The organism is Duganella sp. FT27W, assembly GCF_009295655.1.
In the GTDB taxonomy this organism is placed as follows: Bacteria; Pseudomonadota; Gammaproteobacteria; order Burkholderiales; family Burkholderiaceae_D; genus Rugamonas; species Rugamonas zoogloeoides.
The window spans coordinates 26111-51998 of the sequence record NZ_WHIV01000007.1 but is presented as its reverse complement, the minus strand read 5'-3'; the positions used below and the strand labels follow the sequence as shown (position 1 = coordinate 51998).

At 64.2% G+C, this 25888-nt stretch carries 24 protein-coding genes; 8 read left to right on the top strand and 16 right to left on the bottom strand.

Features of this window, described 5'->3' with window-relative positions; all coding sequences use genetic code 11:
• The first annotated feature begins 1 nt into the window (after nt 1).
• Nucleotides 2–742, top strand: coding sequence for an SPOR domain-containing protein (locus tag F8197_RS27510; RefSeq protein WP_373997001.1), 741 nt, complete (start codon nt 2–4; stop codon nt 740–742).
• A gap of 63 nt (nt 743–805) precedes the next feature.
• Here F8197_RS27510 and F8197_RS27505 read toward each other — a convergent pair whose 3' ends face one another.
• The 8 genes from F8197_RS27505 to F8197_RS27470 form a co-directional block, all read right to left on the bottom strand.
• Nucleotides 806–2083, bottom strand: coding sequence for a septal ring lytic transglycosylase RlpA family protein (locus F8197_RS27505; RefSeq protein WP_152885201.1), 1278 nt, complete (start codon nt 2081–2083; stop codon nt 806–808).
• 13 nt (nt 2084–2096) lie between these two features.
• Entirely contained in the window at nt 2097–4244 is a 2148-nt protein-coding gene (mrdA, locus tag F8197_RS27500; protein WP_152885199.1) for a penicillin-binding protein 2, read from the bottom strand.
• Nucleotides 4241–5395 (bottom strand): rod shape-determining protein RodA, encoded by a 1155-nt coding sequence (gene rodA, locus F8197_RS27495; protein ID WP_152885197.1) that lies wholly within the window; start codon nt 5393–5395, stop codon nt 4241–4243. The genes mrdA (F8197_RS27500) and rodA (F8197_RS27495) overlap by 4 nt, the downstream gene beginning before the upstream one ends.
• The gene (rodA, locus tag F8197_RS27490; RefSeq protein WP_056141788.1) at nt 5395–6507 is read right to left on the bottom strand and encodes a rod shape-determining protein RodA; all 1113 of its coding nucleotides are present in this window, start codon (nt 6505–6507) and stop codon (nt 5395–5397) included. Before rodA (F8197_RS27490) ends, rodA (F8197_RS27495) begins: the two co-directional genes overlap by 1 nt.
• Nucleotides 6508–6517: 10 nt before the next feature.
• Nucleotides 6518–8497, bottom strand: coding sequence for a penicillin-binding protein 2 (mrdA, locus tag F8197_RS27485; protein ID WP_152885195.1), 1980 nt, complete (start codon nt 8495–8497; stop codon nt 6518–6520).
• A 13-nt stretch (nt 8498–8510) separates the two neighbouring features.
• Nucleotides 8511–9023, bottom strand: a complete 513-nt coding sequence (mreD, locus tag F8197_RS27480) for a rod shape-determining protein MreD (protein WP_152885194.1) — start codon at nt 9021–9023, stop codon at nt 8511–8513.
• Nucleotides 9020–10342, bottom strand: a complete 1323-nt coding sequence (gene mreC / locus F8197_RS27475; RefSeq protein WP_152885192.1) for a rod shape-determining protein MreC — start codon at nt 10340–10342, stop codon at nt 9020–9022. Before mreC ends, mreD begins: the two co-directional genes overlap by 4 nt.
• 93 nt (nt 10343–10435) lie before the next feature.
• Nucleotides 10436–11479 (bottom strand): rod shape-determining protein, encoded by a 1044-nt coding sequence (locus tag F8197_RS27470; protein ID WP_008445008.1) that lies wholly within the window; start codon nt 11477–11479, stop codon nt 10436–10438.
• Between the two features lie 396 nt (nt 11480–11875).
• On the opposite strand from F8197_RS27470, the gene gatC reads away from it, so the two are divergent.
• The 5 genes from gatC (at nt 11876) to F8197_RS27445 (ending at nt 17042) form a co-directional block, all read left to right on the top strand.
• Nucleotides 11876–12178, top strand: a complete 303-nt coding sequence (gatC, locus tag F8197_RS27465) for an Asp-tRNA(Asn)/Glu-tRNA(Gln) amidotransferase subunit GatC (RefSeq protein ID WP_152885190.1) — start codon at nt 11876–11878, stop codon at nt 12176–12178.
• A gap of 74 nt (nt 12179–12252) precedes the next feature.
• Complete coding sequence (gene gatA, locus F8197_RS27460) at nt 12253–13737, top strand: Asp-tRNA(Asn)/Glu-tRNA(Gln) amidotransferase subunit GatA (protein ID WP_152885188.1); 1485 nt, start codon at nt 12253–12255, stop codon at nt 13735–13737.
• 5 nt (nt 13738–13742) lie between these two features.
• Nucleotides 13743–15218 carry an Asp-tRNA(Asn)/Glu-tRNA(Gln) amidotransferase subunit GatB gene (gene gatB / locus F8197_RS27455; RefSeq protein ID WP_373997006.1) on the top strand — a complete coding sequence of 492 codons (1476 nt, stop codon included), beginning with the start codon at nt 13743–13745 and terminating at the stop codon, nt 15216–15218.
• A gap of 175 nt (nt 15219–15393) precedes the next feature.
• A complete protein-coding gene (locus tag F8197_RS27450; RefSeq protein WP_056141806.1) occupies nt 15394–15774 on the top strand; it encodes a BlaI/MecI/CopY family transcriptional regulator in 381 nt (126 codons plus the stop codon).
• Nucleotides 15771–17042, top strand: coding sequence for a M56 family metallopeptidase (locus tag F8197_RS27445; RefSeq protein WP_152885184.1), 1272 nt, complete (start codon nt 15771–15773; stop codon nt 17040–17042). The genes F8197_RS27450 and F8197_RS27445 overlap by 4 nt, the downstream gene beginning before the upstream one ends.
• Nucleotides 17043–17050: 8 nt before the next feature.
• Here F8197_RS27445 and F8197_RS27440 read toward each other — a convergent pair whose 3' ends face one another.
• A complete protein-coding gene (locus tag F8197_RS27440; RefSeq protein WP_152885182.1) occupies nt 17051–18016 on the bottom strand; it encodes a LysR family transcriptional regulator in 966 nt (321 codons plus the stop codon).
• Between the two features lie 109 nt (nt 18017–18125).
• On the opposite strand from F8197_RS27440, the gene F8197_RS27435 reads away from it, so the two are divergent.
• Nucleotides 18126–19061: a sodium-dependent bicarbonate transport family permease gene (locus F8197_RS27435; protein ID WP_152885180.1), complete on the top strand. Its 936-nt coding sequence runs from the start codon at nt 18126–18128 to the stop codon at nt 19059–19061.
• A 2-nt stretch (nt 19062–19063) separates the two neighbouring features.
• Here F8197_RS27435 and F8197_RS27430 read toward each other — a convergent pair whose 3' ends face one another.
• Entirely contained in the window at nt 19064–19435 is a 372-nt protein-coding gene (locus F8197_RS27430) for a hypothetical protein (protein WP_152885178.1), read from the bottom strand.
• Between the two features lie 81 nt (nt 19436–19516).
• Nucleotides 19517–20182: an orotate phosphoribosyltransferase gene (pyrE, locus tag F8197_RS27425; RefSeq protein WP_152885177.1), complete on the bottom strand. Its 666-nt coding sequence runs from the start codon at nt 20180–20182 to the stop codon at nt 19517–19519.
• A 96-nt stretch (nt 20183–20278) separates the two neighbouring features.
• On the opposite strand from pyrE, the gene F8197_RS27420 reads away from it, so the two are divergent.
• Nucleotides 20279–21052, top strand: coding sequence for an exodeoxyribonuclease III (locus F8197_RS27420; protein ID WP_019924455.1), 774 nt, complete (start codon nt 20279–20281; stop codon nt 21050–21052).
• 3 nt (nt 21053–21055) lie between these two features.
• Here F8197_RS27420 and F8197_RS27415 read toward each other — a convergent pair whose 3' ends face one another.
• The 5 genes from F8197_RS27415 to F8197_RS27395 are packed head-to-tail and all read right to left on the bottom strand — an operon-like array spanning nt 21056 to nt 25868.
• On the bottom strand, nt 21056–21964 hold the full coding sequence (locus F8197_RS27415) for a pseudouridine synthase (protein WP_152885175.1): 909 nt from the start codon (nt 21962–21964) through the stop codon (nt 21056–21058).
• Entirely contained in the window at nt 21964–22854 is an 891-nt protein-coding gene (locus tag F8197_RS27410) for a M48 family metallopeptidase (protein WP_152885173.1), read from the bottom strand. Before F8197_RS27410 ends, F8197_RS27415 begins: the two co-directional genes overlap by 1 nt.
• Nucleotides 22841–24094, bottom strand: a complete 1254-nt coding sequence (locus F8197_RS27405) for an AmpG family muropeptide MFS transporter (RefSeq protein ID WP_152885171.1) — start codon at nt 24092–24094, stop codon at nt 22841–22843. The genes F8197_RS27410 and F8197_RS27405 overlap by 14 nt, the downstream gene beginning before the upstream one ends.
• A complete protein-coding gene (gene metW / locus F8197_RS27400; RefSeq protein WP_152885169.1) occupies nt 24094–24702 on the bottom strand; it encodes a methionine biosynthesis protein MetW in 609 nt (202 codons plus the stop codon). Before metW ends, F8197_RS27405 begins: the two co-directional genes overlap by 1 nt.
• Nucleotides 24699–25868 (bottom strand): homoserine O-acetyltransferase, encoded by a 1170-nt coding sequence (locus F8197_RS27395; RefSeq protein WP_152885167.1) that lies wholly within the window; start codon nt 25866–25868, stop codon nt 24699–24701. Before F8197_RS27395 ends, metW begins: the two co-directional genes overlap by 4 nt.
• Nucleotides 25869–25888: the final 20 nt, after the last annotated feature.

Genomic DNA, 25888 nt, shown 5'->3' with positions numbered 1-25888 from the left:
CGTGCTGAAATTTATCTTCTGTTCGCTGTTGGCCGTCAATGCCGCGCTGTTCGCGTACGGCCAGGGCTACCTCGGGCATTTCAGCGGCAACGAGCGCGAACCGCAGCGCCTGCAGCGCCAGCTCAACCCCAAAGACCTGACACTGGTATCGTCCGAGCGCGCGCACCGCACCGAGGCGAGCGCTCCTGCGGTTGCCGCCAATGCTGCCACCGACACTGACACTGACGCAGCTACTGCCACTGCCGCCGGCGCTACGCCTGCTGCCAAGCCGGCGCCGCCGCTGGCCTGCGTGGAAATCGGCAGCTTCGTGCTGGCCGAGGCGCGCCGTTTCGAGGCACGCCTGGCGCCGCTGCAACTGGGCGACCGCCAGTCGCGCCGCAACCTGCCCGGTACCGAGGTGTCGAGCTACATCGTGCACATCCCGCCGCAAGGCAGCAAGGAAGCGGCCGACCGCAAGGCCGCCGAGCTGCGCGGCCTGGGCGTGACCAACTACTACGTCATTTCGGATAATTCGCCGCTGCGCTACGGCGTGTCGCTCGGCGTATTCAAGACCGAGGGTGCAGCGCAAAACCAGCTGGCGATGCTGGTCAAGCAGGGCGTGCGCACCGCGCGCGTCACGCCGCGCATGAGCGGCAGCCGCCTGCTGGCGTTCCAGTTCCGCGATGTCGCGCCATCACTGAAGGCCGATCTCGACAAGATCCGGGCCGACTTCCCCAATACCGACGTTCGTACCTGCCGCTGAGACCTGCTTCAGTGCGGAGAAGGCAACGGCCTCATTCGCTACCGCAACCGGTTCTGCACTGCGTTAGCGCTGGATCACCAATGGCTTGAGCTTGAGCGCCGATGGCAGATTGCCGATCGCGTCCTGCGCCGCCTGGCGGCTGGCGAACGGGCCGCTGAACAGGCGGAACACGGGACCGCTCTGCACCACGTGCAACGCCGCCAGCGCGGCGCCGGCCAGTTGGCCTTGCAACTGGCGCGCGCCGTCCGGGCGCGAGTAGGCGCCCAGTTGCAGGTAGTAGCCGCCGGCCAGGGCTTCGTCCTGTGTCGCTGGAGTTGCCGGCACTGCCGGCACCGCCGGCGCGGCGGCTGCCGCAGGCGCGGCCTTTGCGCCGTCGCCCAGCATCAGCGCTTCGATCTCGGAAGCCGGCACCGCGCGCGGCGCCAGCACCAGCGCCGGCTTTTCGTCATCGCCCCTGAACGACGACAGGCGCTTGTCCGGCGATGCCTGCGGCGACTGCGACGCCAGGCGCGGCCCGCTGGTGGTCGAGACGCCGCCGCGAGTGGCCAGCATGCGGTCGATCTCGGCCGGCAGGATGCGCTCCACTTTCAATTCGTGACTGCCCTTGTTGAGCAGGCCAAGCTTGAGCGCCGCCGTGTACGACACATCGATTACGCGCTTGGAATGGAACGGTCCACGGTCATTGATGCGCACCACCACGGTGGCGCCGGTGAGCATGTTCGACACCCGCGCATACGATGGAATCGGCAGCGTGGGATGGGCGGCCGTCATCTTGTACATGTCATACAGTTCGCCCGACGACGTGCGCTGGCCGTGGAATTTTTTCCCGTACCAAGTACCCATGCCCACCTGGGTAAACGGCTCGTCGTCGGTGATCGGCGTGTAGGTTTTACCGAGCACCACGTACGGGCGGTTGGAGCGCGGAAGCAGCGGATCGTTGCGCACCTCGGCGTCCGGCACGGCGGCCAGGTTCTCGGGCGGATTGTCACCGGGACCGTCGTCCTGGTAGTAGCCACCGCGCCCGGAATTGGCCGGCGGCAGCACCGGCAGGCCCGGTTGCGCCTTGCCGGTGGGCGGCGCCTTGATCACGGGACCGCCCACGCGCGAGGTGCGTGGCAGCCGTTCGTCAGGCGTGCTGGCGCAACCGGCCAGCACGGCGGCCAATAACAGTGGGACCAGCAGCGGCGCCTTTACCGTTGCTGGCACCGCGCCGTGTGGCGTTTGGCGTGACGCCCGGTTTGGCGTGCGGGCTGCCGCGTAGCCCAGCGCGTTGTCGGCCCATTCCGGTTCCGCGTGGTGGCCGCACGAGCGGGCGGGCGTGGTGTTGAAGCCTGGCCTCATGTCGTCATCCTTTTCAGTTCTTGCGGACCGCTGGCGCGGGCTGCGTGGCGGGCGTGGGCGCCGCCGGGGCTGGCGTTGGGGCCGGCGCGGGCGCCGGTGCCGGCGTTGGTGTTTGAGCCGGTGCCGGTGCCGGTGCTGGCGCGGGTGCCGGCGTAGTCGGCGGCTGCGCCGTCGGCATCAGTCCCGGCGCCTGGTTGCCCTGCGCTTCGAGGCGCGCGGCGGCGGCCTGTTCTTCGAGCGTCTGGCCTTCGACCGGCAGGATCTCTTCGGCGTCTTCCTTCTCTACCTTGGTGGTGTCCTTGCCGGCCGGGCGCTTGCCCAGCAAATAATAATCGATGGCCTTGCGCGCGATCGGCGCCGCTTCGAGGCCGCCCATGCCGGCGTTTTCCACCACCAGCGCCAGCGCGATGCGCGGTTTCTCGGCCGGTGCAAAGGCGACGAACAGCGCGTTGTCGCGCAGGCGTTCGGCCAGCCTGGCTGCATTGTACTTCTCGCCTTTCCGGATCGTGATCACCTGCGCGGTACCGGTCTTGCCGCCCACGCGATATTCGGCGCCGGTAAAGGCGCGTACGCCGGTGCCGCCGGCTTCGGTGGTCACGCCCACCATGGCGTTCTTGATGAAGTCGATGTTTTCCTGCTTGAGCGGAATCCGGTAACTCTCTTTCGAGACCGTGAGCGTGCGTGCCCGGGTGCCGCCGTTTTCCAGGATTTTCACCAGGTGCGGCTTCATCACCACGCCGTTGTTGGCCAGGTTGGCCATGGCGTGGGCGATCTGCAGCGGCGTGTAGGCGTTGTAGCCCGAGCCGTTGCTGACCGAGATCGTGTCACCGCCCACCCAGCGTCCGGCCGAACCCTTGAAGCGCTTGCGCTTCCAGTCCTGCGACGGCAGCACGCCGGTTTTCTCGCCGATCAGGTCGATGCCGGTCTTCTGGCCGAAGCCGAACGGCTTCATGAAATCGTGGATCATGTCGATGCCCATGTCGTGACCGAGCTCGTAATAATACGTGTTACACGAGACCACGATCGATCGGTGCATGGCCACCGAGCCGTGGCCGCCCACCACGTCATCGTTGAAGCGGTGCCCGCCCAGCATGTAGAAACCGGGGTCGTAGGTGGCATAGGTGGTGGTGCGCTTGCCCAGTTCCAGCGCGGCCAGCGCCATGAACGGCTTGAAGGTCGAGCCGGGGGCATAGGTGCCGGACAGCGGCCGGTTCACCATCGGCCGGTCGAGCGAGGTATTGAGTTCGTTCCAGCTCTGGGTGTCGATGCCGTCCACGAACAGGTTGGGGTCGAACCCCGGGCGCGAGACGTAGGCCAGGATGTCGCCCGTCTCCGGCTCGATGGCGACCAGCGCGCCACGGCGCTCGCCAAAGGCGTCTTCCACCACTTTTTGCAGTTCGATGTCGATCGACAGGATCAGGTTGTCGCCGGGCGTGGCGGGCTTGCGCGACAGCGTGCGGATGGCCCGGCCGCCGGCCGACACTTCCACTTCTTCGTAGCCGGTGCGGCCATGCAGCTGCTGCTCGTAGCTCTTCTCCAGGCCTTCCTTGCCGATATGGTCGGTGCCGCGATAGTTGGCGGTGTCCTCGCGCTCGTCGATGGCGGCGGCGTCGGCACGGTTGATGCGGCCGATGTAGCCGATCACGTGCGACGCCGTCTCGCCCAGCGGGTACTGGCGGAACAGGCGCGCCTGCACTTCCACGCCGGGAAAACGGAAGCGCTGCGCGGAAAAGCGCGCCACTTCCTCGTCGGAGAGGCGGGTGCGCAGCGGCACGCTCTCGAAGCGTTTCGACTCTTCCATCAACTTCTTGAAACGGCGCCGGTCCTTGATTTCGATATTGACCAGCGTCGATAGCTGCTCGATGGTGTCGTCCAGCGACGCCGTGAGTTTCGATGGCGTGATCTCGAGCGTGTAGGCCGAATAGTTATTCGCCAGGACCACGCCGTTGCGGTCGTAGATCAGGCCCCGGTTGGGCGCGATCGGCACGATGGCGATGCGGTTCTCTTCCGCCTTGACGGCGAAGTCGTCGTGCTTGATCACCTGCAGCCAGATCAGGCGCGCCAGCAGCAGCGCAAAGCACACGAACACCACGCCGACCAGCACCGCGATGCGGGTGCGGAACTCGCGCAGTTCGCGCTCGGTATCCTTGATTTCGATCATGCCGTCACTCCCCAGGACGGCGCATGACTGCCGGCGCCATGGCGCACGGTGCGGGTGAAGTGCGAAATGCTCATCAGGATGCCGGCGCCGATCCCGAGGGTAAACAGCGCGGTGCCGCCGTAGCTCATGAACGGCAGCGGCACGCCGACCACCGGCACGATGCCGCTGACCATGGCCATGTTCACGAAGGCGTAGGTAAAGTAAATCATGGTGATGGCGCCGGCTAGCAGGCGCGTGAAAAAGGTGGGCGCATTGAGCGCAATCGACGTGGCGCGCCAGATCAGCAGCAGGTACAGCGTGACCAGCACCAGGTTGCCCGCCAGGCCGAACTCCTCGGAGAACACGGCAAAAATGAAATCGGTGGTGCGCTCGGGGATGAACTCCAGGTGGGCCTGGGTGCCGTGGGTCCAGCCCTTGCCGCCGGCGCCGCCGGAGCCGATGGCGATCATCGACTGGATGATGTGGAAGCCCTGCCCCAGCGGATCGTGGTACGGATCGATGAGTGTGAGCACACGCTCGCGCTGATAGTCGTGCAACATGGTCCACAGCACCGGCAGCGCGGCGCAGCCCATCACCACCAGCGCGGCCAGCACCTTCCAGGCCAGGCCGGCCAGGTAGATCACGGCGCCGCCGGCGGCCACCACCAGCAAGGCGGTACCCAGGTCGGGCTGGCGCGCGATCAGGAACACCGGCACCGCCAGCAATGCCGCTGCCGCCGCATAGGTGTGCCAGCGCAGGCGCCCGGCCTGCAGCTGGAAGTACCAGGCCAGCATCAGCGGCATGGCGATCTTCATGAATTCCGACGGCTGGATCTGCACGCCCACAGTGATCCACCGGCGCGAGCCGCCCTTGATGGTGCCGAACAGTGCCACCGCCGCCAGCAGCAGCACTGCCAGCGCATACACGGGAGCGGCCAGCCGCATCAGGGTTTGCGGCGGCGTGTTCGCGGCCAGCCACATGACGACGAACGCCGCGCCGATATTGCGCAACTGGTCGGTGACCTTGCCGGGAATTGCCAGGCCGGCCGAATACAGCGTCACCAGCCCCACCGACAGCAGCAGCAAAATGATCAGCGCCAGCGGCAGATCGAACACCGCCACGTAGGGCCGTACGCGCTGCACCAGCGAGCCCCCGGGATTCAACGCCGCCATCAGGTCTGCACCAGCTTGCGGTGGCGCTGGATGCTCATCAGGATGCCGCCGGCCAGGCCGAGCGTGAGCAGCGCGGTGCCGCCGTAGCTCATGTACGGCAACGGCACGCCCACCACCGGCAGGATGCCGCTGACCATGCCCATGTTGACGAACGCGTAGGCGAAATAGATCATCGTCATGGCCCCGGCCAGCAGGCGGCTGAACAGGTTGGCCGCGTTCCCGGCGATCATCAGGCCGCGTCCCACCAGCAGCAGGTACAACAGCAGCAGCAGCAGGTTGCCGATCAGGCCGAACTCCTCGGAGTACACCGCGAAGATGAAGTCGGTGGTGCGCTCGGGGACGAATTCGAGGTGGGCCTGGGTGCCGTGGGTCCAGCCCTTGCCGGTCATGCCGCCCGAGCCCACCGCGATGGTGGACTGGATGATGTGGAAGCCCTTGCCCAGCGGGTCGGAGGTGGGGTCGATCAGCGTCATCACGCGTTCGCGCTGGTAGTCGTGCAGCAGGGTCCAGATCACCGGCAGGCTGGCGCCGAACAGCACCAGCAGCACGCCGATGGCCTTCCACGCCAGGCCGGCCAGGAAAATCACCGTAAAGCCGGCAGCGACCACCAGCAGCGCCGTGCCCAGGTCGGGCTGGCGCACGATGAACAGCACCGGCGCCATCAACAACACGGCGGCGAGCAGGTACGAATGCCAGCGCAACTGGCCGGCGCGCTGCTGGAAGAACCACGCCAGCATCATCGGCGTGACGATCTTCATGAACTCCGACGGCTGGATGTCGATACCGAGATGCAGCCAGCGCCGCGCACCGAGCTTGATGATGCCGAACAGCGCCACGCCGACCAGCAGTATCATGCCGGCCGCGTACGCCGGCACGGCGATGCGCATCATGGTTTGCGGCGAGATATTCGCGGCCAGCCACATCACCAGGAACGACAGCACGATGTTGCGCACCTGGTCTTCCATCTTGCCGGGAATGCCGATGCTGGCCGAGTACAGCGTGATCATGCTCACCGTCAGCAGGGCGACGATGATCAGGGTGAGCGGGCCATCGAACACCGTGAAGTATGGGCGAAGGCGGCGCCCCAGGGAGCGCCTTTCGTGGATGCGCATTGCGGGTTCCTTATTCGGTATTGCCCGGGGTGTCCACACCCGGTTTGGGTTCGACCACGCCATGTTCGGCCTCGATGTCGTCCACCGAGCGCAGCACGGCGTCTTCCTTCGGCACCGGCGTGGTGTCTTTCTGGTTCGGGCGCTTGCCCAGCAGGTAGAAGTCGAGCGCCTTGCGCACGATCGGCGCGGCCACGGCGGCGCCAAAGCCGCCGTTCTCCACCACCACCGCAATCGCGATGCGCGGCTTGTCGGCTGGCGCAAAGGCCGTATAAAGCGCGTTGTCGCGCAGGTGCGCGGCCACCAGCTTGGCGTTGTACTTCTCGTTCTTCTTGATGGCGAACAGCTGCGCGGTGCCGGTCTTGCCGCCCGAGACGTAGCCGGCGTTGGCAAACACCTTGGCCGCCGTGCCGCTGGTGGTCACGCCCACCATGGCGCTCTTGATGAAATCGACGTTCTGCTGCTTGAGCGGGATGCGGTAGCTCTCGCGCGCCACTGTCAGCTGGCGCGCATGGGTGCCGCCGTCCTCGAGGATTTTCACCAGGTGCGGCTTCATCACCACGCCGTTGTTGGCCAGGTTGGCCACTGCGTGCGCCATCTGCAGCGGCGTGTAGTTGTTGTAGCCGTTGCCGATGCTGATCGAAATGGTGTCGCCAAGCTGCCAGCGCTGCGCGGCCGCGTTCTTTTTAAAGCGGTTGCGCTTCCACTCTTTCGATGGCAGCACACCCTGCTTTTCGTGTTCGAGGTCGATGCCGGTCAGCTGGCCGAAACCGAACGGCTTCATGAATTCGCTGATGGTATCGATGCCCATCTCGTTGCCGAGAATGTAGTAATAGGTATCGCACGATTCCGAGATCGACTTGAACATGTCCACCGTGCCGTGGCCGCCCGGCTTGTCGTCGCGGAAGCGGTGCCCGCCCAGCGTGAAGAAGCCGGCGTCGTGGATGCTCTGGCCCGGCGTGCGGTAGCCGCGCTCCAAGGCAGCGAGCGCCATGAACGGCTTGAAGGTCGATCCCGGCGGGTAGGTGCCGGACAGCGGCCGGTTGACCATCGGCCGGTCGAGCGAGGTATTGAGTTCGTTCCAGCTCTGGGTGTCGATGCCATCGACGAACAGGTTGGGGTCGAACCCCGGGCGCGAGACATAGGCCAGGATGTCGCCGGTTTCCGGTTCGATGGCGACCAGCGCGCCGCGCCATTCGCCGAACGCTTCCTCGATCACCTTTTGCAGTTCGATGTCGATCGACAGGATCAGATTGCTGCCGGGCGTGGCGTTGCGGCGCGACAGCGTGCGCACGGCGCGTCCGCCAGCCGATACTTCCACCTCTTCGTAGCCGGTGGTGCCGTGCAGCTGGCGTTCGTAGCTTTTCTCGATGCCTTCCTTGCCGATATGGTCGGCGCCGTTGTAGTTGGCGCCCTGGTCGCTGTCGGCCAGCGCACGGGCCTCGGCCTGGTTGACGCGGCCGATGAAGCCGATCACGTGCGAGGCGGTTTCGCCCAGCGGATACTGGCGAAACAGGCGGGCCTGGATTTCCACGCCGGGAAAGCGGAAGTGCTGGGCCGTGAAGCGCGCCACCTCCTCGTCGGTCAGGCGGGTACGCAGCGGCACGCTCTCGAAACGCTTCGATTCTTCGAGCAGGTGGCGGAAGCGCTTGCGGTCCTTGATGTCGATCGCCACCAGTTTCGACAGCGCGTCGATGGTTTCATCTAACGACGCGGTCAGTTTCGACGGCGTGATCTCGAGCGTGTACGCCGAGTAGTTGCGGGCCAGGACCACGCCGTTGCGATCGACGATCAGGCCCCGGTTGGGCTGGATGGGCACCAGCGAGATGCGGTTGTCCTCGGCCTTGACCGCGTAGTCTTCGTGCTTGATCACCTGCAGCCACACCAGGCGCGCCAGCAGCAGGACAAAGCAGGTGAGCACCACGCCGCCCACCACCGTCAGGCGCAGGCGGAACTTGTGCAGTTCCAGCTGGTTGTCCTTGAGCTCAGTCATGCACTAGCAACCGTCAGATCGGCCGCGTGTGATCGCGGTCCACCGCGCGCCGCTGCGGCGCCAGCAGCAGCCACGACGCCACGGGCCACAGGCACACCGCCACCACGCTCTCCAGGAAGAAATACCACGCCGGCGACTGGCCCGACGCGAAGAAACGCACCAGCAGCTGCACCGCCTGCGCCATGACCAGCAGCGGAAATACGTGCGTGGCCTGGGTCGCCAGCGGGAACCAGGTCACGCGCCGGTGCAGCATGATGGCGAAGTACGACAGCAAGGTGTACGACAGCGCGTTCTCGCCCAGCAGGGTGGAGTCATGCACGTCCATCAGCAGGCCGAGGAAAAAGGCCGTGCCGATGCCGACGCGGCGCGGCTGGTGCACGCCCCAGAACACCAGCGCCAGCGCGACGAAATCGGGCACGCCGATCAGGTGGCCCCACGGCAGCAGGTTCAGTAAAAAGGCGCACAGCAGGCTGAAAGCGATGAACAGCGGGCTGACCGGCAGAAGAATGTAGTGAGGACGGTTCATCGGGCCGGTTCCTTGGTGGGGGTGACGGCAGGCGTACCGGCGGCCGGCGCTCCGGCGGCCGGCGCTCCGGTGGCAGGTGCCCTGTTGGCGGGGACGGTGGCTGGCGTCCTTGCCGCTGGCGGGGTGACAGCCGGCGTACCGGCGGCGGGTGCTCCGGCGGCGGGCGCTCTGGTGGACGGGGTAGCAGCAGCTGGCGTGCCGATGGCGGGCACTCTGGTGGCTGGGGTAGCAGCAGTAGGCGTGCCGACAGCCGGCGTAGCAACTGGCGTGGCGGCAGTTGGCGCACCAGTTGCCGGCGCTGCGGCTGGCGGCGTCGCAGCCGGCGCCTTCGGTATCAGGTCGGACCCCGTGGCGGCAGCCGTACCGGCAGCAGGTGCAGCACCGGCAGCCGGCGCCTCTTCCTTGGCCGGATCCTTGATCGGCGCCATGCGGTTGTTGCCCTTGCGTGGTACGCGCGGTTCTTCATCGGGCGGACGTGGCGCGATTTCGGGGGGCGACATCAGGATCAGCAACTGGCGGTTGTTCTGGATGCCGGCCAGCGGCTGGCAGATCACTCCACCAAAAGCGCCGTTGGCGTTGCTGTCCACCTGCGTCACGCGGGCCACGGCCAGGCCGGCCGGGTAGATGCCGTCGAGACCGGACGTGACGACGATGTCGCCGACCTTGATGTCGGCATTGGGCGCAGTGAAGCGCAATTCCAGCGAGCCGATCTTGCCGCGGCCATAGGCCACGCTGCGCAAGCCGTTGCGCAGCAGTTGCACGGGAATGGCCTGGTCCTTGTCGGTGAGCAGTGTGACTTCCGACGTGAACGGGAACACGCGCGTGACCTGCCCCACCACGCCCTGGTTGTCGATCACGGGCAGTCCCAGCGAGACATCGCTGTTGCTGCCCCGGTTGAGGATGATCTTGCGGCTGCTGGCGTCGCGCGCGTCGTACAGCACTTCGGCCAGCATCGACTTGGTGGGCACTTGCTCGCGCGCGCCCATCAGGCGGCGCAGCTGGTTGTTTTCGGCCGTGCGCAACTGCGCCTGCTGCAGCGCCTGGGCATCGGCGATCTGCTGGCGCTTGAGTTCATCGACCTGTTTCTTCATCTCCGCGAGCGAGGAGAAGTAATCGCCGGCGCCATAAATGGCGTCGCGCGGCAGCAGTGCCACCATTTGCAGCGGGTGCAGCACGGTGCCGACGACCTGGCGTACCGCGCCCAGGGTGCGCATCTGCGAATCGACCAGCAGCAGCACGATCGATATGCAGGCGAACACCGTCATCTTGACCCGAGCCGAAGCGCCTTGCTTGAAAAGTGGCGGAGGACTGTATTCCATGACTTTCAATAATCCGGCGCTCCCGCGCCAACCAGACTGTCAACTCACCCAATGAACCGGGGCCGCTTAGCGGCCCCGGTTTTATCTATCGGATCACTCGTAGGAGAAGATCGATCCCAGCTGGTCCATGCGCTCGAGCGCCATGCCCGAGCCGCGCACCACGCAGGTGAGCGGATCTTCGGCCACCAGCACCGGCAGGCCGGTTTCTTCCATCAGCAAGCGGTCGAGGTCACGCAGCAGCGCGCCGCCGCCGGTCAGCATCATGCCTTTTTCGGCGATGTCGGCGCCCAGTTCGGGAGGGGTCTGTTCCAGCGCGTTTTTCACGGCCGAGACGATGTTGTTGAGCGGGTCGGTCAGCGCTTCGAGAATTTCGTTCGACGAAATGGTGAACGAACGTGGAATGCCTTCGGACAGGTTGCGGCCCTTGACTTCCATTTCCTTCACTTCCGACCCCGGGAAGGCCGAACCGATGGCCTTCTTGATCGCTTCGGCGGTCTGCTCGCCGATCAGCATGCCGTAGTTGCGGCGGATGTAGTTGACGATCGCTTCGTCGAACTTGTCGCCACCGACGCGCACGGAGCCTTTATAGACCATGCCACCCAGCGAGATGATGCCCACCTCGGTCGTACCGCCGCCGATATCGACCACCATCGAACCGGTGGCATCCGACACTGGCAGGCCGGCGCCTATTGCCGCTGCCATCGGTTCTTCGATCAGGTACACTTGCGAAGCGCCGGCGCCCAGCGCCGATTCGCGGATCGCGCGGCGTTCCACCTGGGTGGAACCGCACGGCACGCAAATGATGATGCGTGGCGACGGACGGAAGAACTTGGAGTCGTGCACCATGCGGATGAACTGCTTGAGCATTTGCTCGGTGACGGTGAAGTCGGCGATCACGCCGTCTTTCATCGGGCGGATCGCCTCGATATTGCCGGGAACCTTGCCCAGCATCTGCTTTGCTTCCTTGCCGACTGCCTGGATCGTCTTCTTGCCGTTCGGGCCGCCCTCTTGGCGGATCGCAACGACCGACGGTTCATCCAGGACGATGCCCTGGCCGCGTACGTAGATCAGAGTGTTGGCCGTGCCCAAGTCGATGGCCAGATCGGTGGAAATATACCTGCGTAAAAAACCAAACATGTGTGTCCTGTGGCGCCACTGAAGTGCGCGTAACCGTTATAAGGAAATCCGTGAGGAGAAACTCGAAAAACCTACTGCGCGTCCCGCTATCGCCGCTCCGTTGCTCAGCGTACCTCCGTACGCTTCCGCTACTCCCGACGATAACGAGCCGCTCGCTACGGTTTTTCAAGTTTCCTAAATGCTGCGGCAGCAATCATTCAGCGCCGGCAACGCATCAACCCGCCATTCTACCTTATAATTTGAATGCGATTTACCGAAAATCGGCCCGAAAGTGTATCAGTCGAGTCCGCAAGATAAGCGGCAATCGTCGGCTTTTACCGGCGATTTAGCGGAATTTCAAGTTTTTATCATTGTAACAATTTAAACATTTGCGCGGCTTCCCCCGCGCCCTACGCCATGTCCCTGACCCTATCCGACGTAACACGTATTGCCAAGCTGGCACAACTGGAGATGAGCGAAGCGCAGAGCGCCACCGCTCTCGACCAACTGAACGGCATTTTCGCGCTGGCCGGGCAGATGCAGGCAGTCGATACCGACGGTGTGGCCCCGCTGAGCCACCCGCTGGCCGCCCACATGAATAATATCGCCCTGCGCCTGCGCGAGGACAACGCCACCGAAACCAACCGCCGCGACGACTACCAGGCCGTGGCGCCGAAGACCCAGGACGGCTTGTACCTGGTGCCCAAGGTCATCGAATAATCGCTTGACCGAGTAAGCACCCGGGCAACCGGACCGCCGCACCTGCCGCCGTACCGAATTCCGAATTGAACGCCATGCACACCAAAACCATTAAAGAGCTGTCCGCATTGCTGCAAAGCAAAGCCATCACCGCCACCGAGCTGGCCACGCATTTCCTCGACCGTATCGAGCAAAGCGACCTGAACGCCTTCCTGCACGTGGACCGCGCCCTCACCCTGGCCCAGGCCGCCGAGGCCGACGAACGTATTGCCAATGGCACCGCCACGCCGCTGACCGGCGTACCGATCGCCCACAAGGATATTTTCGTCACCCGCGACTGGCGCTCCACCGCCGGCTCGAAGATGCTGGCCAACTACGTGAGCCCGTTCGACGCCACCGTCGTGGAAAAGTTCCGCGCCGCCGGCATGGTCACGCTGGGCAAACTCAATTGCGACGAATTCGCCATGGGCTCGGCCAATGAAAACTCGGCCTTCGGCCCGGTGAAGAACCCTTGGGACAAGACCGCCGTACCGGGCGGCTCGTCCGGCGGTTCGGCCGCTGCCGTGGCCGCGCGCCTGGCGCCAGGCGTGACCGGCACCGACACCGGCGGTTCGATCCGCCAGCCGGCCGCCTTCTGCGGCATCACCGGCATCAAGCCGACCTATGGCCGCGTGTCGCGCTTCGGCATGATCGCGTTTGCCTCATCGCTGGACCAGGGCGGCCCGATGGCGCAAACCGCCGAAGACTGCGCCCTGCTGCTCAACGCCATGGCCGGTTTCGACGAACGCGATTCCACCAGCCTGACGCCGGAACTGGGCGGCATCGACGAAGATTTCACCCGCGAACTGGGCCAGCCGTTGACCGGCCTGCGCATCGGCGTGCCGAAAGAGTATTTCGGCGAAGGTCTGGCCAAGGACGTGGAAGACGCCGTGCGCGCCGCGCTGGCCAAGTACGTGGAACTGGGCGCCACCCTGGTCGATATCTCGCTGCCGAATACGGCGCTGTCGATTCCCGCGTACTACATGATCGCGCCGGCCGAAGCATCATCGAACCTGTCGCGCTTTGACGGCGTGCGCTTCGGCCACCGCGCCGACGGCTACAAGGACCTGGGCGATATGTACCGCAAAACCCGCGCCGAAGGTTTCGGCGCCGAAGTCAAACGCCGCATCATGGTCGGCACCTATGTGCTGTGCCACGGCTACTACGACGCCTATTACCTCAAGGCGCAAAAGATCCGCCGCCTGATCGCCGAGGATTTCGAAGCGGTACTGAACGGCCCCAACGCCGTGTGCGACGTCATCATGGGACCGGTAGCCCCGACCGTGGCCTGGGACCTGGGCGACAAGTCCGACGACCCGGTCGCCGCCTACCTGGCCGACATCTTTACCCTGTCCACCAGCCTGGCCGGTTTGCCCGGCATGTCGATTCCGGTCGGTTTCGGCCAGGGCGACAAGAACGCCAACCGCCCGGTGGGTCTGCAAATCATCGGCAAGCATTTCGGCGAAGCGAAACTGCTGAACGTCGCCCACGCCTACCAGCAGGCGACCGACTGGCACACCCGCGCACCGAGCGGTATCTAAAGAATATAAGCGAGAACAATATGGAATGGGAAGTCGTCATCGGTGTTGAGAACCACGTGCAGCTCACCACCGCATCAAAAATCTTCAGCGGCTCGCCGACCACGTTCGGCGCGGCCCCCAACACCCAGGCCAGCCCCGTGGACCTGGCGCTGCCGGGCGTGCTGCCGGTCATGAACAAGCAGGCCGTCGATCGCGCCATCCGCTTCGGCCTGGCCGTGGGCGCGAAAATCGCGCCGGCATCGATCTTCGCCCGCAAAAACTATTTTTACCCGGACTTGCCCAAGGGCTACCAGATCAGCCAGTTCGAAGACCCGGTCGTCATCGGCGGCGCGGTCACGTTCGGCTATGAAAAGGACGGCCAGTTTGTCACCAAAACCGTCAACCTGACGCGCGCCCACCTGGAAGAAGACGCCGGCAAATCGCTGCACGAAGATTATGCCGGCATGTCCGGCATCGACTTGAACCGCGCCGGCACGCCGCTGCTGGAAATCGTCTCGGAACCGGAAATCCGCAGCGCCGCCGAAGCGGTGGCCTACTGCAAGGCCCTGCACTCGCTGGTGATGTGGCTCGGTGTGTGCGACGGCAATATGCAGGAAGGCTCGTTCCGCTGCGACATCAACGTGTCCGTCCGCCCAAAAGGCCAGACCGAGTTCGGCACCCGCTGCGAGATCAAGAACCTGAACTCGTTCCGCTTCATCGAGGAAGCCGTGCACGTCGAAGTGCGCCGCCAGATCGAACTGATCGAAGACGGCGGCAAGGTCGTGCAAGCGACGCGCCTGTACGACCCGGACCGCAAGGAAACGCGCGAAATGCGCAGCAAGGAAGACGCGCAAGACTACCGCTACTTCCCGGACCCGGACCTGCCGCCGCTGGTCATCTCCAACACCTGGATCGAGCAGGTCAAAGCTGCGATGCCGGAACTGCCGGACGCCATGCGCGCGCGCTTCATTTCCGACTACGCGCTGCCGGAATACGACGCGCTGGTGCTGACCGCCTCGAAAGCGATGGCCACCTATTTCGTGGCCGTGGTCGATGCTGCCGGCAAGGACAACGCCAAGGCCGCCGCCAACTGGCTGATGGGCGACGTCTCGTCCACCGTCAACCGCGAAGGTGTCGATATCGGCGACGCCCCGGTGAAACCGGCGCAACTGGCACTGATGCTCAAGCGCATCGCCGACGGCACCATCAACAACAAGACCGCCAAGGAATTGTTTGGCGATATGTGGGCGGCCAAGTCCGACGACGACAACCTGGTCGATGCGCTGATCGAGTCGAAAGGTCTGAAACAGATTTCGGACACGGGCGCGCTCGAAGCGATCGTCGATGAAGTGCTGGCTGCCAACGCCAAGTCGGTCGAGCAGTACCGCGCCGGCAAGGAAGCGGCCATCAACGCCCTGATCGGCCAGGCCATGAAAGCCTCGCGCGGCAAAGCCAACCCGGCCCAGCTGACCGAACTGCTGAAAGCCAAGCTGGCTGGTTAAATCCTTTCAGCGCCAGATCACGCCCCGCCAGCGCCAGCTTGCGGGGCGTTTTTTTATCCAGACATAGACATCAATGTCTACAATCCACCACAACCAGAAAAACCGGCTCGAATAAAGTATACATTTTTGTCTAGACAGACTACTCTACAACCACTGCCCCCCTACACACACCACCATGAGCATCCCGAAACCTACCGCCGCCGAGCTGGAACTGTTACAAACCCTGTGGCCGCTCGGCGCGTCCACCGCCAAGCAGGTGCACGAAGCGATGCTGGCACACAAGCCCGATCTCGCGTACGGCACCGTGCTGCGGCTGATGCAGATCATGCACACCAAGGGCATCCTGATCCGCGACGAAAGCCAGCGCTCGCATATCTATGCGCCGGCGCAGGCCCGCGACTCGCTGCAAACCAACCTGCTCCGCGACCTGATCGACAAGGCATTCTCGGGCTCGGCCAAGGCGCTGGTGCTGGCGGCGCTGCGCTCGGGCATCTCCAAAAAAGAGCGGGCCGAAATCGAGGAATTGCTCAAGGATAAGGGCGACCAACAACCATGAACGCCTTCATCGCCATGCTGGGCGCCACCCTGGTCCACTTCCTGTGGCAGGGCTTGCTGATCGGCTGCGCCACCGCCGTCGTGCTCGCGCTGCTGCGCAACAGCCGCGCCGAATACCGCTACCTGGTGGCGTGCACGGCCTTGCTGGCTTGTCTGGCCTGGCCCGCGCTGGGCCTGGTCGAACGCCTCGGCAACGGCGCGGCGGTACCAGGTGAAGCGGCTAGCATGATGCAGTTCGCGGTCCGCAACATGGTCGGCAACGGTCAACTGATCGACCTCGGTGCTGCCGTCCGGAGCATTGTCAGCGTCTGGGCGCTGTGCGCGGCCGTGCTGTCGGTACGCATGGCGCTGGGGCTGCTGTGGATTGAACGCACGGTCCAGCGCAATGCCGGTCGCCACGATCCGGTGCAGGCACGCTGGCAGGCTCGGCTGTCGCAGATGGCGCAGGCGTTCGGCATCACGCGCCAGGTGCGCCTGAGGATGGTCGAAGTGCTGGCCAGCCCGGTCACGGCCGGCTGGTGGCGTCCCGTGGTGCTGGTGCCGGCCGCGCTGGCCGCCCGCATGCCGCCCGACTTGCTCGAGGCGCTGCTGGCGCACGAACTGGCGCACGTGCGCCGTCACGATTACCTGGTCAACCTGCTGCAGAACGTGATCGAAACGCTGCTGTTCTACCACCCGGCTGTCTGGTGGCTCTCGAACCGCATCCGTGCCGAACGCGAACTGATTGCAGATGATTTCGCAGCAAGGCAGCTCGGCGAACCGCGGCGTCTGGCGCTTGCTTTATCCGAACTGGAACGTCTCCAGTTCTCCACCCACCACCTGGCCCAAGCGGCCAACGGAGGAAATCTGATGGATCGTATTAAACACCTGATGCGCCCTGCCCCGCAGGCCCTGAACTGGAAAGCCGCGATTCCGATGCTGGGACTGGCGCTGGCCTGTGTCGCGATTTATGCCGAAGCAACGGCAGCGGAGGCCACCACGGCTAAAGGAAAAACGGCAAAGGCCGTGGTCAATTTCGACAAGTGCGCGCTGCCCGAGTGGCCGGCAGCAGCAGTGGCCCAGCAACGCACCGGCAAGGTCGTCCTCGGCTTTTTGATTGCCGCCGATGGCAAGGTCAAGTCCAGCAAGGTCGAGCAGTCGAGCGGTCATGCCGACCTGGACCAGGCAGCCCGCACCGCCATCGAGAAATGCAGCTTCATCCCAGCGACCACGGCGGGCAAACCGGTCGCGTCGTGGCTGAAGATGATGTACGACTGGAACCTGAAGTAAGCAATTGCTCAAGGACGCGCAACCGGCATGAAATGCGCGTCCAGCCCGGCAATGCCGGGCGCCACCCAGTCGGGTTCCACGCACTCGTGCAGGTGGCCGGCGATAAACCGGATCAGGCTGTGCGCCGGCGCCGACAGGCGGCGGTCCTTGCGCGCCACCAGGTACCAGTTGCTTTCGAGCGGAAAGCCGGCCACCGGCAGCACTGCCAGCCGTTCGCGACCCTCCTGCAAGGTGTGCTCGGAAATCACCGACACGCCCAGCCCCGACGCCACGCTCAGGCGGATCGCCTCGTTGCTCTCGACCTGCATGGTGTTGCCCAGATCCATGCCCTGGGCGCTGAGCCACGACTCGAACATCATCCGCGTGGCCGACCCCGGCTCGCGTACCAGGAAGCGTTCGCCGCGCAGCTGCGCCATCGTCACCGGCGGCCCGCCAGCGGCCCAGTGATCGAGCGGCGCGATCATCTGCAGCGGATTGCGCAGGATGCGCGCAGCTTGCACCTGCGGGCCGCTCGGCGGATGGCTGAATACGTAGAGCTCGTCCTCTTGGCGCTCGAAGCGGCCCACGATCTGGGCCCGGTTGCCCACGCTGAGCGTGATGCCGATATCGGGAAACTGGCGGTAAAACGCGCCCATGATGCGCGGCAGCACATACTTTGCGGTGGTTACCACGGCGACATGGATGTGGCCGGCCGAGCCCCCGCGCGCGCGCTCTAGGTAACCGTTGAAATCGTCGAAACGGCCCAACACGTCGCAAGCAGCGCAAAACAATTCCTCGCCCACCGCCGTGCGCTCGAAGCGCCCGTCTTTTTGCTCGAACAGCGGTGCGCCGACCGCCTCGGCCAGCCGTTTCATTTGCAATGAGACGGTGGGCTGGGTCAGGTGCATGGCGCGGGCGGCGGCAGAGATACTGCCGCTGCGCACCACTTGCACATAGATTTGCAACAGGCGAAAACTCAGGTGGCGGATGTTCATGCGGTTCGATCCATAGACGATGCTCTATGAGCTATTGCAGAAGGTTTTATTATTCAATATACGCGGTGGTCGGCACAATGGCGAGCATTCCAATTAGAAACTTCTCTTCATGCCAGACATTGTTATCGCTTTCTTCGCCCTCGGCCTGTGCGCCGGCCTCGTCAAGTCAGACCTGAAACTGCCCTCTCCCACGTACGACACGCTGGCCATCCTGCTGATGCTGGTGCTCGGCTTAAAAGGCGGCATGGCGCTGCACGGCCATGTCACCGGCGCCATGGTGGTCGAACTGCTGGTGGTGGCCGCGCTCGGCGTGGCGCTGCCGCTGCTGTGCTACCCGGTACTGCGCCGCCTGGTGCGGCTCGACCGTCCCAACGCGCTCAGCATTGCAGCCCACTACGGTTCGGTCAGCGCCGGCACCTTTGCCGTGGCCCTGGCCCTGGCTGAACACGATGGCCTGGCCGTCAGTCCACAAACCACCTTGTACCTGGTGATGCTGGAACTGCCGGCCATCGTGATGATGTTGTGGTTGCACCACCGGCGCCAGGGCGGCGCAACGTCGGGCCACGGCGGCATGGCCATCTGGCGCGAAGCGCTCACCAGCCGCGGCGTGGTGCTGCTCGGTGGCGGCGTGGTGATCGGTGCTTTGTACGGGCCGCAAGGCATGGCGCCAATCGCGCCGGTGATGCTGGGCGGGTTCAAGGCCATGCTGGCGATCTTCCTGCTGGAAATGGGCTTGTGCACGGCGCGCGTGTGCCGGCCACTGCCGTTGCAGCAATGGCGGCTGATGGTGTTCGCGGCGGTGGCGCCGTTCGTGCTGGCCTGGGCCGGGATCGGCGTCGCCACCGTGCTGGGGCTGCCGCCGGGCACCACGCTGGTGCTGGCGGCGCTTACGGCCAGCGCATCCTATATCGCGGCGCCGGCAGCAATCCGTGCAGCCATCCCGCAGGCCGACATCGGGCTGGCGATGCTCGCTGCGCTGGGCATCACGTTCCCGGTCAATGTGCTGCTGGGGTTGCCGCTGTACCGGTTGTGGCTGGGCGTCTGAGGTCAGGCCGTGATGCTGAGGTTGATGCCCATTTCCACCAGCAGGGTCAGGTCCGCCAGCGAGAAGTCGAGCGTGGGCGTGGCTGCGCCGCGTTCGGAGCTGAACGAGATGCGCAGCTCGGCGGCCACGTCGGCGCGCTCGAAGTGGATGCCGCGCGCAGCCGATTCGGCCAGGAAGGTACGGATCGCCTTGAGCAGTTCGTCGGGATTGTCGTCGGTTGCGAGGCGCACGTAGAAGCCGGAGTCGATGCGCACCCGGCCGTCGGGCTTGACATCGCCACGGCGCCAGTCGCCATCGGGCTCGATCGGCAAGCCGTCGCGGATGTCGGTCAGGCCGTCATCGCCGCCGTGTACTTTCAGTGTTGCAATGTTCATGTGCGCCTCGATTGTCCACGGTCTGTACGCCGCGCTAAAAGGTTACACCATAGAAATATCGGTGTCTACCAATGTAGCACTTTATGCAATTCCGTAGCGCTCGCGATAGGCGGCCACCGCTTCCTTGTGTTGCTGCAACTGCGGATCGGCGCCGGCGCCGTTCAGGTAACCGAACAAATCGTCGAGGTTGCCGATGGAGATCACCGGGATATTGTATTGCAGCGCCACTTCCTGCACCGCCGAGTTCGGGGACAGTTGACCATCCTTGCCGGCGCGCTCCATGCGGTCGAGCGCGATCAGTACGGCACACGGCTCGGCGCCGGCAGCGCGGATCATGTCCACCGACTCGCGCACCGAGGTGCCGGCCGAAATCACGTCGTCGATGATGACCACCTTGCCGGTCAGCTTGGCGCCGACCAGGGTGCCGCCTTCGCCGTGGTCCTTGGCTTCCTTGCGGTTGTAGGCAAACGAGGTGTTGCGCCCCTTGCCGGCCAGCGCCATCGCGGTGGCCGACGCCAGCGTGATGCCCTTGTAGGCGGGGCCGAACAGCATGTCGAACTCGACGCCCGAGTCGAGCAGGGTTTGCGCGTAAAACTGCGACAGCTGGGCCAGGGTGGCGCCGTCATGGAACAGGCCGGCGTTGAAGAAGTACGGCGACTGGCGCCCGGCCTTGGTGGTGAACTCGCCAAAGCGCAATACTCCGGTCTTGACCGAAAACGCGATGAAATCCTGACGTAAATTGCTCATGCTGCCTCATTTCTGTTTAGTTCTGGAAAGTGCCGACATTTTACCGCTACACTAACGCATTCCAAAATTTCGACGCTTTTTTAAGCAGCTGCCACCATGCCAAAAATCATTTCCGCCAACCTGAACGGCATCCGCTCCGCCTCGTCCAAGGGTTTCTTCACCTGGCTGGCCAAGCAGGATGCCGATTTCGTTTGCGTCCAGGAGCTCAAGGCGCAAGCGCCGGACATGACGCCGGAGTTCCTCAACCCGGGCGGCTACCACGGCCATTTCCACTACGCCGAAAAGAAGGGCTACTCGGGCACCGGCATCTACAGCCGCATCGAGCCGGACCGCGTGGTGATCGGCTTCGGCGCCCCCGAGTTCGACCGCGAAGGCCGCTACGTGCGCTGCGACTTCGGCAATTTGACCGTGATTTCCGTGTACTGCCCGTCCGGCTCGTCCGGCCCCGAGCGCCAGGAAGCCAAGTTCCGCTTCATGGACCTGTTCCTGCCGCACCTGCAACTGCTGCACGCGGAAGGCCGCGAAGTGGTGATCTGCGGCGACTGGAACATCGCCCATAAAGAGATCGACCTCAAGAACTGGAAAGGCAACAAGAAAAACTCCGGCTTCCTGCCCGAGGAGCGCGAATGGATGACCCGCATCTTCGACGAAGTGGGCTACGTCGATGTGCACCGCGGCCTCGACCCGCGCGAAGAGCAGTACACCTGGTGGAGCAATCGCGGCCAGGCGTACGCCAAGAACGTGGGCTGGCGCATCGACTACCACGTCGCCACCCCCGGCATCGCCGCCCGCGCCACCACCGTGGCCGTGTACAAGGAAGAGAAATTTTCCGATCATGCGCCGCTGATTATCGATTACGCGCACGAGTAAAAATCAAAGACTGCGCTGGCTCGAAAATTCGCGCCAGTCGCCGCTGAGCGGGTCGAGGAAGCAGATGCGGCGGGCCAGCAGTTTGAGCGGGTTGGCGTAGTCGTCAGGCCCGCTTGGGAGTGTCACTGGATAAAAGGCGTCGTTCAGGATCGGGATGCCCAGCGAGGCCAGGTGCAGGCGCAGCTGGTGCTTGCGGCCCGTGTGGGGGAACAGGCGGTACAGGGTGGCCTTCTCGCGGTGTTCGATGACGTCGATGATGGTTTCCGAGTTCGGTTCGCCCTCTTCCTCTTTCATGATGAAGAACTTTTCGCCATCGACCATGCGGCTCTTGTACGTGAACGGGAACTGCACGCCGTCCAGGCGCGGCGCCAGCGCTTCGTATTCTTTCTCGATCACGCGCTGCTGGAACAGAGACTGGTACGCGCCCCGGCTCTCCTGGCGGCGCGAGAAGATCACCACGCCGGCCGTTTCGCGGTCCAGCCGGTGAATTGGCGTGAGCGCCGGTTCGCCCAGGGTTTTCTTCAGCCGCACCAGCAGTGTCTCGTGCAGGAAGCGGCCGGTTGGCGTCATCGGCAGAAAATGCGGTTTGTCCACCACCACCAGGTGGTCGTCCATGAACAGGATCTCTTCCAGGAACGGGATTGGCGTTTCGACTTCGTCCAGCTCGCGATAGTAAAAGATGCGCATGCCGCGCCGGTAAGCACTATACGGCGCCAGTGGTTTGCCGTCGCCATCGACCACGTGGCCGCGCGCCATGCGTTCGCGCCAGGTGGCTTCCGGTACGTCGGCAAAGCGCGCGGCCAGGAAGGTGATCATGTCGGGCCACTGGCCTTCGGGCAGCCACAAATAGCTGGGCGCGACGCCGTCGCGCATCGGCAACGGATGCCGATCCGCCGGGGACGGCGCCGGCATCAGGATTTCGGCAGCGCCAGCGAGCGGTATGGCGGCAGCTTGTTGACGTCGAGCCCCTTGGCGCGTGCGTACACGGGCAGCACCAGGTTCATGTGGTCGTTCATATTCTTGATGCGGTCGCTGCCGGTCGGGTGGGTGGAAAGGAAGCTGATAGGCTGGTTCTTGTTGATCGCTGCCATTTTTTGCCACAACGCTACGCCGGCGCGCGGATCGTAGCCAGCGCGTGCAGCCAGATCGATACCCACCAAATCGGCTTCCGATTCATCGGACCGCGAGAACTTCAGTGCAGCACCTTGCGAAAAAACCCCTGCTGCCACATCGCCGAGCCTGGGATCAACCCCCAAATAAGCAGAACCAACCGCGCCAACAACGCGACTAAGCCCTTGAGTCAAGGTGTTCTTTCCAGCCTGTGCGCGCGCATGTTCGCGCAGCGCGTGGGCGATTTCGTGGCCCATCACGGCGGCAACTTCGTCGTCGGTGAGATTGAGCTTGGTCAGGATGCCGTTATAAAAGGCGATGCGTCCGCCCGGCATGCAGAATGCATTGACGGTGGACGAATTGAGCAGGTTCACTTCCCACTTCCAGTTGGCGGAATCGGGGTTCCAGCGCTTGGTGAACGGAATCAGGCGGTCGGCAATCGCGCGCAGGCGTATCAGTTGCGGGTTGCTGTCGGTGGCCACCGCGTCTTTTTCGTGGGCCTGCTTGAGCATCTGGTCGTACTGCAGTTTCGACTGCTGGTTGACCTGGTCGGCGTCGCCACCAATGCTGCGCAGGCGCGACATTCTCTCGACCGGGATGCCGTCGTTTTGGGCCAGGGCCGGCAGCGCCGGCAGCACGCTCATCGCACAGGCCAGCGCCAGCGCGGCGCGCTTGAATTTAAGCTTTTTCATCTCGTTTATTCCATGGAGCGATTTTAGGGAGCATCAGCATGGCCGGAAAAGCCAGCATGAAGCAGACCATAAAGAACCAGAACCAGCCGGTTTCCGCGACAATATACCCTACCGACGCATTGATGAATGTGCGCGGCACCGCTGCCAGACTGGAAAACAACGCGTACTGGGTGGCCGTGTAGCGCGGGTCGGTGGCGCGCGACATGAACGCCACCAGTGCGGCCGAACCGAGCCCCAGGCTGGCAAATGCCTCAAAACCGAACACGGCGCTCAGCAGGAACGGGTCGGGCCCCACCTCGGCCAGCCAGGCAAAGCCGAGAATCGCGATCGCCTGCAACACGCCGAATACCCACAGCGCGCGGTTGATGCCAAGCTTGATCATCCAGATGCCGCCCACCGCGCCGCCGGCCAGGCTGGCCCACCAGCCGGTAGCGTTGGCGGCCAGGCCGATCTGCTTGGTGGTAAAACCGATATCGAGGAAAAACTTGGTCGATAAGGCGGTGGCCATGGTGTCGCCGATTTTATACAGCAGCACAAACATGATGATGATGATCGCCTGTTTCAAGCCGTCGCGCTGGATGAATTCCTTGAACGGCAAGACGATCGCTTCCTCCAGGTTCTTCGGTGGTGCGCCATACACGGCTGGCTCCCTGGCCAGCAAGGTGCATATAAAACCGGGCAGCATGAACGCGGCCACGATCCAGAACACGGCCTGCCACGACATGCTGTCCGCCAGTACCAGTCCCAGCGCGCTGGGAATCAGGCTGGCCGCCTTGTAGGCATTGACGATAATGGCCGCGCCCAGGCCCTGCTCTTCTTCGGCCAGGATTTCGCGGCGATAGGCGTCCACCACCACGTCCTGGCTGGCCGACAGGAAGGCGATCGCCGCCACCGCCAGCACGATCAGGGACAGCTCCTGCTTCGGATCGAACATGCCCACGCCGCCGATCACCAGGAACAGGCCGATCTGCGTGACCGCCATCCAGCCCCGGCGCCGGCCCAGGCGCCCGATGCTGTAGCGGTCCATCAGCGGCGCCCACAGGAATTTGAAAGTGTACGGGAACGTCATCAGGCCGAACAGGCCGAGCGCCTTCACATCGAGTCCGGCCGTGGCCAGCCACGCCTGCATCAGGTAAATCAGCGTGTAGAGCGGCAGCCCAGAGCTAAAGCCCAGGAACAAAATCGAAACGGTACGGCCGTTCAGGTAACTCAGCCATTTCTTCTGTTCCGGGGCGTTCATCAATGAGCTTTCTTGCGAAGGCGGAATACCGCCAAATCGCCACGCAGGTTGGGCAGGAAGTCCACGCGGCGGCCCTCGGCCAGCGCCACGCAGTCGATCACCTCGACGCCGCAGTCATGCGCCAGGTCGCGGAAGTCGTTGATGGTGGCGCAGCGCAGGTTGGGCGTGTCGTGCCATTCGTACGGCAGCGATTTTGATACCGGCATGCGCCCGCGCAGCAGCGCCACGCGGTGCGGCCAGTAGGCGAAGTTAGGGAACGAGACGATCACCTCCTTGCCCACCCGGACGATATCGCGCAGCAGCGCTTCCACGTGCTTCATCATCTGCAGCGACGACAGGCACAGCACCGTGTCGAAGCTGTTGTCGCCAAACAGCGCCAGGCCGTTTTCCATATCCTGCTGCACCACCTGCACGCCGCGGCGGGTGCTGGCCAGCACCTTGTCGTCGGCGATCTCGATGCCGTAGCCGCTGCAGCGCTTATCGCTTTGCAGGTAGTCCATCATCACGCCGTCGCCGCAGCCGACGTCCAGCACGTGCGCGTTGGCCGGCACCCAGTGGGCGATAAAGGCGAGATCGGGACGGGCCGCGCTCAAGTCGTCGAAATTCATGCGGCCTCCTTGACTGCGTTGATGTCATTCCAGACCCGGTCGTAGTACGCACGCACCAGGTTCAGGTAGCGCGGGTCTTCCAGCAGGAAGGCGTCGTGGCCATGGGGGGCGTCGATTTCGGCATAGGTCACTTGCCGGCGGTTGTCGATCAGGGCCTTGACGATCTCCTGGCTACGCTCGGGCGAGAAGCGCCAGTCGGTGGTGAACGACGCCAGGAAGAATTTGGCGCGCGTGGCGGCCAGCGTCTTCGACAGGTCGCCGCCGTGGTGGCGCGCCGGATCGAAGTAGTCGAGCGCCTTGGTGATCAACAGGTACGTGTTGGCGTCGAAGTATTCGCTGAACTTGTCGCCCTGGTAGCGCAGGTACGATTCGATCTCGAAGTCCACGCCGAAGTCGAATTTATAGGTGCCGGTGGCAGCGATGTCGTCAGCCACGGCGCGCAATTTGCGGCCGAATTTTTCAGCCATGTCGTCGTCCGACAGATAGGTGATGTGGCCGACCATGCGGGCGACCCGCAAGCCGTTTTTCGGCACCACGCCGTACTCGTAAAAGTCGCCGCCGCGATAGTCGGGGTCGGACAGGATTGCCTGGCGGGCGACGTCGTTGAAGGCGATGTTTTGGGCGGACAGCTTGGCGGTGGACGCGATCACCACGCAGTGGCGCAGGCGGTCCGGGTACATGATGCTCCAGGCCAGCGCCTGCATGCCGCCCAGCGAGCCGCCCATCACGGCGGCAAACTGGGTGATGCCCAGCTGGTCGGCCAGGCGCGCCTGGGCGCTCACCCAGTCTTCCACGGTGACCACCGGGAAGGTGGCGCCGTACGGCTTGCCGGTGGCGGGGTTGGTGTGCATCGGGCCGGTGGAGCCGAAGCACGAGCCGAGGTTGTTGATGCCGATGACGAAGAACTTGTCGGTGTCGAGCGACTTGCCCGGGCCGACCATATTGTCCCACCAGCCGGTGCTTTTCGGTTTGCCTTCGTATTCGCCGGCCACGTGGTGCGAGGCGTTCAAGGCGTGGCAGACCAACACCGCGTTCGATTTGTCGGCGTTCAGGGTGCCGTAGGTTTCGTACATCAGCATGTAGTCGCGCAGTGCGGCGCCGCTTTGCAGCGGCAACGGTTCGGCGAAGTGCATGGTTTGCGGGGTGACGTATCCCAGGGATGACATGATGGTTTCGATTTTTTTAT

What these genes read in the sequence shown, in the direction of transcription:
- F8197_RS27505 (WP_152885201.1), bottom strand. Translation starts at nt 2,083, where the DNA reads ATGAGGCCAGGCTTCAACACCACGCCCGCCCGCTCGTGCGGCCACCAC.
- mrdA (WP_152885199.1), bottom strand. Translation starts at nt 4,244, where the DNA reads ATGATCGAAATCAAGGATACCGAGCGCGAACTGCGCGAGTTCCGCACC.
- rodA (WP_152885197.1), bottom strand. Translation starts at nt 5,395, where the DNA reads ATGGCGGCGTTGAATCCCGGGGGCTCGCTGGTGCAGCGCGTACGGCCC.
- rodA (WP_056141788.1), bottom strand. Translation starts at nt 6,507, where the DNA reads ATGCGCATCCACGAAAGGCGCTCCCTGGGGCGCCGCCTTCGCCCATAC.
- mrdA (WP_152885195.1), bottom strand. Translation starts at nt 8,497, where the DNA reads ATGACTGAGCTCAAGGACAACCAGCTGGAACTGCACAAGTTCCGCCTG.
- mreD (WP_152885194.1), bottom strand. Translation starts at nt 9,023, where the DNA reads ATGAACCGTCCTCACTACATTCTTCTGCCGGTCAGCCCGCTGTTCATC.
- mreC (WP_152885192.1), bottom strand. Translation starts at nt 10,342, where the DNA reads ATGGAATACAGTCCTCCGCCACTTTTCAAGCAAGGCGCTTCGGCTCGG.
- F8197_RS27470 (WP_008445008.1), bottom strand. Translation starts at nt 11,479, where the DNA reads ATGTTTGGTTTTTTACGCAGGTATATTTCCACCGATCTGGCCATCGAC.
- gatC (WP_152885190.1), top strand. Translation starts at nt 11,876, where the DNA reads ATGTCCCTGACCCTATCCGACGTAACACGTATTGCCAAGCTGGCACAA.
- gatA (WP_152885188.1), top strand. Translation starts at nt 12,253, where the DNA reads ATGCACACCAAAACCATTAAAGAGCTGTCCGCATTGCTGCAAAGCAAA.
- F8197_RS27450 (WP_056141806.1), top strand. Translation starts at nt 15,394, where the DNA reads ATGAGCATCCCGAAACCTACCGCCGCCGAGCTGGAACTGTTACAAACC.
- F8197_RS27445 (WP_152885184.1), top strand. Translation starts at nt 15,771, where the DNA reads ATGAACGCCTTCATCGCCATGCTGGGCGCCACCCTGGTCCACTTCCTG.
- F8197_RS27440 (WP_152885182.1), bottom strand. Translation starts at nt 18,016, where the DNA reads ATGAACATCCGCCACCTGAGTTTTCGCCTGTTGCAAATCTATGTGCAA.
- F8197_RS27435 (WP_152885180.1), top strand. Translation starts at nt 18,126, where the DNA reads ATGCCAGACATTGTTATCGCTTTCTTCGCCCTCGGCCTGTGCGCCGGC.
- F8197_RS27430 (WP_152885178.1), bottom strand. Translation starts at nt 19,435, where the DNA reads ATGAACATTGCAACACTGAAAGTACACGGCGGCGATGACGGCCTGACC.
- pyrE (WP_152885177.1), bottom strand. Translation starts at nt 20,182, where the DNA reads ATGAGCAATTTACGTCAGGATTTCATCGCGTTTTCGGTCAAGACCGGA.
- F8197_RS27420 (WP_019924455.1), top strand. Translation starts at nt 20,279, where the DNA reads ATGCCAAAAATCATTTCCGCCAACCTGAACGGCATCCGCTCCGCCTCG.
- F8197_RS27415 (WP_152885175.1), bottom strand. Translation starts at nt 21,964, where the DNA reads ATGCCGGCGCCGTCCCCGGCGGATCGGCATCCGTTGCCGATGCGCGAC.
- F8197_RS27410 (WP_152885173.1), bottom strand. Translation starts at nt 22,854, where the DNA reads ATGAAAAAGCTTAAATTCAAGCGCGCCGCGCTGGCGCTGGCCTGTGCG.
- F8197_RS27405 (WP_152885171.1), bottom strand. Translation starts at nt 24,094, where the DNA reads ATGAACGCCCCGGAACAGAAGAAATGGCTGAGTTACCTGAACGGCCGT.
- metW (WP_152885169.1), bottom strand. Translation starts at nt 24,702, where the DNA reads ATGAATTTCGACGACTTGAGCGCGGCCCGTCCCGATCTCGCCTTTATC.
- F8197_RS27395 (WP_152885167.1), bottom strand. Translation starts at nt 25,868, where the DNA reads ATGTCATCCCTGGGATACGTCACCCCGCAAACCATGCACTTCGCCGAA.